The sequence below is a fragment of the Apilactobacillus kunkeei genome (assembly GCF_001308195.1).
GTDB classification, from domain to species: domain Bacteria; phylum Bacillota; class Bacilli; order Lactobacillales; family Lactobacillaceae; genus Apilactobacillus; species Apilactobacillus kunkeei_C.
Window position 1 is genome coordinate 1 of record NZ_JXDF01000015.1, and the last position, 7,544, is coordinate 7,544.

Sequence of the window (7,544 nt, forward strand, 5' to 3'; positions counted from 1 at the left end):
AAAAACTGGGAGGAATGTCACCGGTTGAATACCGGAACAATTCCTCCCAGAAAATTGCATAACCATCCTCCAATTTTAGGGGTTCAGGTCAGTCTCTTTTTTATTTTCATGGATTGATGAAAATAATTCATTTAAATATAAATAACATGAATAAACGTTGAAACGTCGGGGATTAAACGTCGCTAAGTACTATTGTATAAAGGTTCGGACGTATTGCAGTTCGAATAAAATATGTATAATTAACATCATAGAATATTTAGAGGAGGGTGATGAAATGCAAGAATCACCGAAACAAGAAGGCCAACAGCTTTCTAGAGGTTTAAAAAATCGTCATGTTCAATTAATCGCTTTGGGTGGAACAATCGGAACTGGTTTGTTCTTAGGAGCTGGGGAATCTATTCAATTTGCGGGACCATCAATTATTTTAGCTTACTTAATTGCTGGGATTGCCGGATTCTTCATCATGAGATCACTTGGTGAACTACTATTATCAAACGTTGATTGTCATTCATATATTGAATTCATTGAAAAGTACTTAGGTGAAAAGATGGGATTTGTTGCTGGTTGGACTTACTGGGCCTGCTGGATAACAATTGCCATGGCTGAAATTACAGCTGCCAGTTTGTACATAAAATATTGGTTCCCAAGTGTGCCACAATGGATAACTGGTTTAATCATCATTATTATTTTATTCCTATTGAACACAATTAATGTATCAGCATTTGGTGAAACTGAATTCTGGTTTGCGTTGATCAAGGTTGTAGCAATTTTAGCTTTAATCGCAACAGGAATTGTATTAGTAATCATGAATTACAAGACTCCAGTTGGTCATGCAAGTCTTTCTAACCTATTTGGTCACAAGATGTTTGCACACGGCATCTCTGGATTCTTAATGAGTTTCCAAATGGTAATTTTTAGTTTTGCCGGAATTGAAATGATTGGTATGACTGCTTCAGAAACACACGATCCCGAAAAGGTTATTCCAAAGGCTATTAACGAAGTTCCTTCAAGAATTTTAATTTTCTACATTGGTTCATTGGTTGCTCTAATGTGCATCTACCCATGGAACTACATCAATGCAGATTCAAGTCCATTCGTACAAGTATTCCAAAACATTGGAATTTCTGGTGCAGCATCAATTATTAACTTTGTTGTTTTAACAGCAGCTGTTTCTGCATGTAACTCATCAATCTTCACAACTGGTAGAATGGCATACTCACTATGCTACGGTACTGACAATAAGGTTGGTAAGAAGATTGGTTCATTAACTAAGAACGGTTTGCCAGCAGCGGGAATTGTATTCTCAATTGCTGTTATCGCAATTTCACTAATCCTAAACGCATTTATGCCAAACGGTGTTTTCCAATTAATTTCAAGTGTGGCTACTACATGCTTCCTATTCATTTGGGGATTAATCGTAATTGCTCACATCAAGTACAGAAAGACTGTTAAGAAGAACAAGGAAGAAGACAAATTAACATTTAAGATGCCTTTATTCCCACTTTCAAGCTACTTCGTATTAGCATTCCTACTATTCGTAGCAGTTGTATTGCTATTTAGAGTAGACACAATGATTCCATTAATTGGATCAATCGTATGGATTGTATTCCTATACATCTTTAAGGTTGTTAAAGACCGCGTATAAAAAATAAAACAGTTTCAACAACTAATTACTTAATTAAGTGGTTAGTTTGCTTGAAGCTGTTTTTTTATTTTTCATTTGCTCAATAATAGTTTATTCTATTAGTAAGGAAGTAGGTGGCAAGAATGAAATACTTTATAGCAGATACGCATTTTCTTGATAAACACATGATAGGAAATAAGAATTTCGCGCCACGACCATATTTCTTTGTGGATGAGATGGATAACGATATCATTAAAAATTGGAATGAAGAAGTTTCTGACAGTGATATTGTTTATCATTTAGGTGATATCGCAGTCTGTCATGAAAAGCCCCAAAGAAAAGCACATGAAAAAATTTATGATATTTTAAAACAATTGAATGGACAAATTGTCTTTATTAAAGGAAATCATGATAGTAGAGCTTTGTTTAAGTTCATTGAGAAAAATAACTATGAATTGAATGGGAAACCAAAGTTTTCTTTCCACGATGTTGGAGCATTGATTAAGATGAATCACGCCCAATACTATATGACTCATTATCCTTTGATGATGGGCCAGGTTGGACCGATTATTGATCTCCACGGGCATATTCATCACTATTCAGTGCCGGTAAAGGAAAATATCAATGTTGGGGTAGATAGTCCAGAAAAGGACTATTTAGGCTATGAGAAGCCATTCGGTGCTCCGTTTAGTGAACAGGATATTTTTAAGATGGTGGAACAAAAGAAAATTGATTTTGCCAAAAGACGATAAGGAGGAAGTAAGTTTGGAAAAAATTGCTATTTTACATACCAATGATTTACATTCACACTTTGAAAATTGGCCAAGAATAAAAAGATATTTAATTAGCGAAAAACAAAAACTGGAAAAACAAGGTTATTTCGTCATTACAGTTGATTTAGGAGATGCCTTAGATAGAGCTGATCCATTGACCGATGCTACCAACGGTAAAGCCAATGTTGAATTATTAAATGAAATCGGCTATGATGCTGCCACAATCGGTAATAATGAAGGTCTAACCAATAGTAAAGAACAGTTAAATCATTTGTATGATGACGCCAACTTTGACGTCGTTTTAGCTAATATCGTTGATTCTGATACTAAGAAGAGACCGGATTGGGCTCATGAAACTAAGATGATTGATACCCCAGCTGGTAATCATATTAAGATTTATGGTTTAACAGCTCCATATCAATCAACATATACCCTTGAGGGATGGACCCCAATTGACGACCAAGAAAAGATTCCGGAATTGTTGGATAATGATAAGGATGATGAAGTATTAGTATTGTTATCCCACTTAGGGGTTACTCAAGACAGATTAATTGCTAAGAAATTTCCACGTTTTGACGTTATCATTGGAAGTCATACTCACCATTTGTTTGAACATGGTGAAAAAGATAATCAATCATTATTGGCTGCTGCCGGCAAGTATGGATACTATGTTGGAAAGGTAACACTAGAAGTTGAAGATGATCACGTTATCAATAGTGAAGCTAGTGTTGTTAAAACTAGTGACTTACCAGTTGAACCAGAAGACAGTAAGTGGCTTGATGCTTTAGAAAAACGAGGTCAAGACATTTTAGCTCAATCTAAAGTTGCTAAGTTAGATGAAAAAATGGATAATGGTCTTCGTGGTAAACCAAGAATGGTTAGCGAATTTCTATCTGCGATGAAAGAAAAAGCTGGAACTAAAGCAGCAATCGTTAATAACGGATTGTTCTTACATGCTCTTCCAAAAGGCATTGTAGATAAGAACCAATTACACCAAATCTTGCCACATTCTATGCATGTAACTAAGACAACATTATCAGGTAGCGACTTATGGCGCATGGTAATGGAAATGCAAAAGAATTGGAAATTCCTAATTGCATATGAACAAAAGGGAATGGGCTTTAGAGGAAAGTACTTTGGCCAATTGAACTATGATGGAATCGATGTAGATGATCAAAATAATGTTTATTTTGATGGTAAGTTGATTGACTTTAATCAAAACTACGAAATTGCATTACTAGATCATTACATCTTCATTCCGTTCTTCCCAACGGTTGCAATTAAGGGTGATAATAATATCTTGTATGATCAAACACTTAGAGAAGTGTTCGCATCATACTTATCAAAGAAATATCCGCTAGAATAGGAGAGGATAATTTTGGATCGTAAGAGTATTGAAGAGCTAGTCGAAGAAAAGAACAGTAACTATAAACCACTAGCTAACATAAAACTTGAAGACGAAAAGACCATTTTAATTAATGGCCATAAATATGAAATCATCAGTAATCGTAATAACTGTTTTAATATTGATGACTTCACTGCTAGTTACAATCCCATTTTTAGCAGATACAGCTTTATCGTTGGTGATTACGGATACGGCGTATTAAGACTAAAGGGATTTTCTGACGATGGTAGTAACACACCATTACAAAACCAATTCATGGCAATTCAAGATTATTTATATGAGTATGCCAACATGGGTGCGGACTATTTTGTTTTGCATAACCTAGAAGTGAAGACTAAGCCAAACGGTTCTTTCAATAAGAGAAGAGGCCGTCGTTCTTCCAATAAGAATAACCGTCATGCCTTTATCAAAGAAAAGGTTACTAACGAAAAGCCTCGTGTAGATAAAAGAGAACACGTGACAGTGACCCAATCCAAGGGACATGGCAAGAGACACTTTACAATCAAACAGAGAACGGACTAGGAGAGAATATTAATGACAAAGTATAAGGGTTATTTCATTGACCTTGATGGTACAATTTATGCCGGAAGTAAGAGAATTCCAGCTGCCAAGAGATTTATCGAAAGACTACAATCAAACGGGATTGATTTTCTTTTCGTAACCAATAACACAACTAAGATGCCTGAGGATGTAGTTAAAAACCTAGGTGATAACCACGACATCCATGTGAGTGTCGATAACGTTTACACTGCCGGATTAGCTACTGCTGATTATGTAAAAAAAGATGCTGAAAGCAACCAATTAGACAAGACAGCTTATGTAGTTGGAGAAAAAGGATTAATCACTGCTCTTCAAAATAACGGTTTTGAAATTACTGATAATAAGCCTAGCTATGTAATTGTTGGATTAGATAGTTCAGTTACTTACGATCAATTAAGTAAGGCAGTTCTATTAGTAAGGGATGGTGCTAAGTTTATTGGTACTAATCCAGATAGTAATATTCCAACTGAAAAAGGGATGCAACCAGGAGCAGGTTCATTAGTAAAACTTGTTGAATACGCAACCCAACAAAAACCTGTTTTAATTGGTAAACCAGAATCAATTATCATGCAAAACGCATTGGATAAGATTGGTTTGAGCGAGTCTGACGTAGTCATGGTGGGAGATAACTACATGACTGATATTTCAGCGGGTATTAACTTTGGCATGGATACCTTAATTGTCTACACTGGTTTATCTACCAAGGAACAAGTGGCACAAAAAGAAGTTCAACCAACTCATCAAATTGATTCATTGGATGACTGGGAAGTTTAATTTGAATATTGAATTTATGAAGTATCGAGCATTGTCGTTAGTAATCATCTTGTGGTTTATAACTTGCTCGATATTTTTATTTATGAACATGCCATTTATATATACGTCAGTTGCCCACGTATTAAACGTACAACATGACATTAAAATGAGTTCAGGACAAATCAGTGATAATTACTTATTGATTATTAGATATTTACAGTCATTCTTTATTAGTGATATGCAAACAACGTTGCCAATTAATAACGTGGTAAAGGTACACTTTGGTGATGTGAGAAGGTTAATTCTTTTAAATAATCTCTTTATGGTAGTTATGACGCCAATAGTCATAAAAATATTGATTAGATTAAGGAAAAATCGCCTTTTATGGCTTTTAAAATCAGCTTTTAGGCAAATATACGGATGTTTTGTATTTCTTTTTGTGTTTGCTTTAATTGATTTCAATGATGCGTTTATCTTCTTCCATAAAATCCTATTTAGAAACAATGATTGGATTTTTAATGCAAAAAAAGAACCAATCATCATACTGTTTCCAGATCAGTACTTTATGATTGGATTTGCTTTTATATTTATATTTGTAACAGTATTTTATTTGATCCTATTACGATGTATTAATAGATCAACACAATAAAAAAGGACCCCAACATAGGAGTCCTTTTTATTATGCTTTCTTTTCTTTTTTGAACAATGCTACTAAAGCAGGGATACAAGTTACCAGAATGATACCAAGTACAACCACTGAGAAGTGTTCTTGTACAAATGGGATGTTTCCGAAGAAGTATCCTCCACCACAACATAGTAGTACCCAGACGATACAAGCAGCAACGTTATATTTAACGAACTTGCTGTACTTGTAACCACTTGAGGCGGCAATGAATGGTGCGAATGTTCTAATGATTGGCATGAATCTAGCAATAAATATAGCTAAGATACCGTATTTATCAAAGAAAGTTTTTGCTTTGTCTAGTTGTTCTTGTTTAATGAACTTACCAATATGTTTTTGTTTAGTAAGTTTATTACCAACTTTTTCACCAAGGAAGAAGTTTAATGAGTCACCGACGATTGAAGCAATTAGGAATAGGATGATAAATATGAATATACTTAGGTGATATTTTGGATTTGCAGAGATAGCTGCTGCTGCAAATAGTAATGAATCCCCAGGTAGGAAGGGCATAATTACGATTCCAGTTTCAATGAAGATTACTAGAAATAGTAGTAGGTAGGTCCAATCACCAAAATAATTAACCAAGTTAATGATGTGTTGGTCAATGTGTAATATAAAATCTATTAAAAGTTGCATTTCTCTCTCCTTTTGTTGTTTAACTATATTCTAACAAATTTACATGATTTACATTAAAGTTTTTTTAAAATAATTTAGTAAAAACACTTAATCATTTTTACTTCGTTAGCTATAATAGATATAGCAATTAAATATTTGGAGGACAAAATGACTCAATATCCACAATTAAGTATAGATGATAAATATAAGCCGATGGCTATTCTAAAGACAAATTATGGTGACATTCAAATAGCTTTGTTTGAAAAACAAGCACCTCAAGCAGTAGAAAACTTCATGAAATTAGCAGAAGTTGGTTACTATGATGGAACAACTTTCCATAGAGTTATCAAAGACTTTATGATTCAAGGTGGTGATCCAACAGCAACCGGTGCAGGAGGGGAAAGTATTTGGAACCGTCCATTTGATGATGAATTTTCTAAAGACTTATACAACGTACGTGGAGCTGTGTCTATGGCTAATTCTGGTCCAAACACCAATGGTAGTCAGTTCTTTATTGTACAAAATAAGACACTTCCTGAAACACTAATGGATCAAATGAATGAAGCAGGATTTCCTGAAGAAATCATTGACTATTACGTTAAGAATGGTGGAACACCATGGCTAGATTTCAGACATACTGTATTCGGACAAGTAGTTAAGGGTATGGATATCGTTGATAAGATTGCAGATGCTAAAGTAGATGCAAGTGACAAACCCGTTGAAGATGTTCTAGTAAACAAAGTAGAAATTTTTAAATAAGTACTTGACCGTAAAAAGACTTCCTGGTAGTATAAATATTGCTGTTGAGAGAGATTACTTAATCTTCTCAAATAACCTTGAAAAATTGATGTTGACAGTGATTGATGATTTTGATATCATAATCAAGTCGCGTTAAATCAGTTGATTTCAAGCGTTGGCAAATAAAAAAAGTTATTGACACTGTGTTGATAATTTGCTATGATTAATGAGTTGTCAATTAAGACAGCAAGTTAATAAAAGGTAGATCTTTGAAAACTGAACAAGATTGATAATCGATGATGTGTAAGGAACTTACAACTTGGTTGTAAGAATTAAACATTGCGAAGTCAATTCGCTTATAAAATAACAATTTATTCAGAAGAGCTAAGTTAAGCTTTTCATCTTAAGATGAGA

The 7,544-nt window shown here is 34.3% G+C and carries 8 protein-coding genes; 7 read left to right on the forward strand and 1 reads right to left on the reverse strand.

Translation table 11 applies throughout. The features are described from left to right. Positions 1-274: 274 nt before the first annotated feature. The 6 genes from RZ78_RS02905 to RZ78_RS07600 all read left to right on the forward strand — a co-directional run bounded on the left by RZ78_RS02905 (position 275) and on the right by RZ78_RS07600 (position 5,744). Complete coding sequence (locus RZ78_RS02905) at positions 275-1,645, forward strand: amino acid permease (protein WP_054608079.1); 1,371 nt, start codon at positions 275-277, stop codon at positions 1,643-1,645. Between the two features lie 122 nt (positions 1,646-1,767). Then, the gene (locus RZ78_RS02910; RefSeq protein WP_041152706.1) at positions 1,768-2,376 is read left to right on the forward strand and encodes a metallophosphoesterase; all 609 of its coding nucleotides are present in this window, start codon (positions 1,768-1,770) and stop codon (positions 2,374-2,376) included. A gap of 13 nt (positions 2,377-2,389) precedes the next feature. Further along, the gene (locus RZ78_RS02915) at positions 2,390-3,763 is read left to right on the forward strand and encodes a bifunctional metallophosphatase/5'-nucleotidase (protein WP_054608080.1); all 1,374 of its coding nucleotides are present in this window, start codon (positions 2,390-2,392) and stop codon (positions 3,761-3,763) included. 12 nt (positions 3,764-3,775) lie between these two features. Beyond that, positions 3,776-4,324, forward strand: a complete 549-nt coding sequence (locus RZ78_RS02920) for a YutD family protein (RefSeq protein WP_034532203.1) — start codon at positions 3,776-3,778, stop codon at positions 4,322-4,324. Between the two features lie 12 nt (positions 4,325-4,336). After that, positions 4,337-5,116: a TIGR01457 family HAD-type hydrolase gene (locus RZ78_RS02925; protein WP_054608081.1), complete on the forward strand. Its 780-nt coding sequence runs from the start codon at positions 4,337-4,339 to the stop codon at positions 5,114-5,116. Between the two features lie 16 nt (positions 5,117-5,132). Beyond that, positions 5,133-5,744: a TIGR01906 family membrane protein gene (locus RZ78_RS07600; RefSeq protein ID WP_191978833.1), complete on the forward strand. Its 612-nt coding sequence runs from the start codon at positions 5,133-5,135 to the stop codon at positions 5,742-5,744. Positions 5,745-5,774: 30 nt separating this feature from the next. On the opposite strand, the gene RZ78_RS02935 is transcribed toward RZ78_RS07600, so the two are convergent. After that, a complete protein-coding gene (locus tag RZ78_RS02935) occupies positions 5,775-6,413 on the reverse strand; it encodes a VTT domain-containing protein (RefSeq protein WP_034530938.1) in 639 nt (212 codons plus the stop codon). Between the two features lie 147 nt (positions 6,414-6,560). On the opposite strand from RZ78_RS02935, the gene RZ78_RS02940 reads away from it, so the two are divergent. Next, entirely contained in the window at positions 6,561-7,151 is a 591-nt protein-coding gene (locus tag RZ78_RS02940; protein WP_034530939.1) for a peptidylprolyl isomerase, read from the forward strand. The last annotated feature ends 393 nt before the right edge of the window (positions 7,152-7,544 follow it).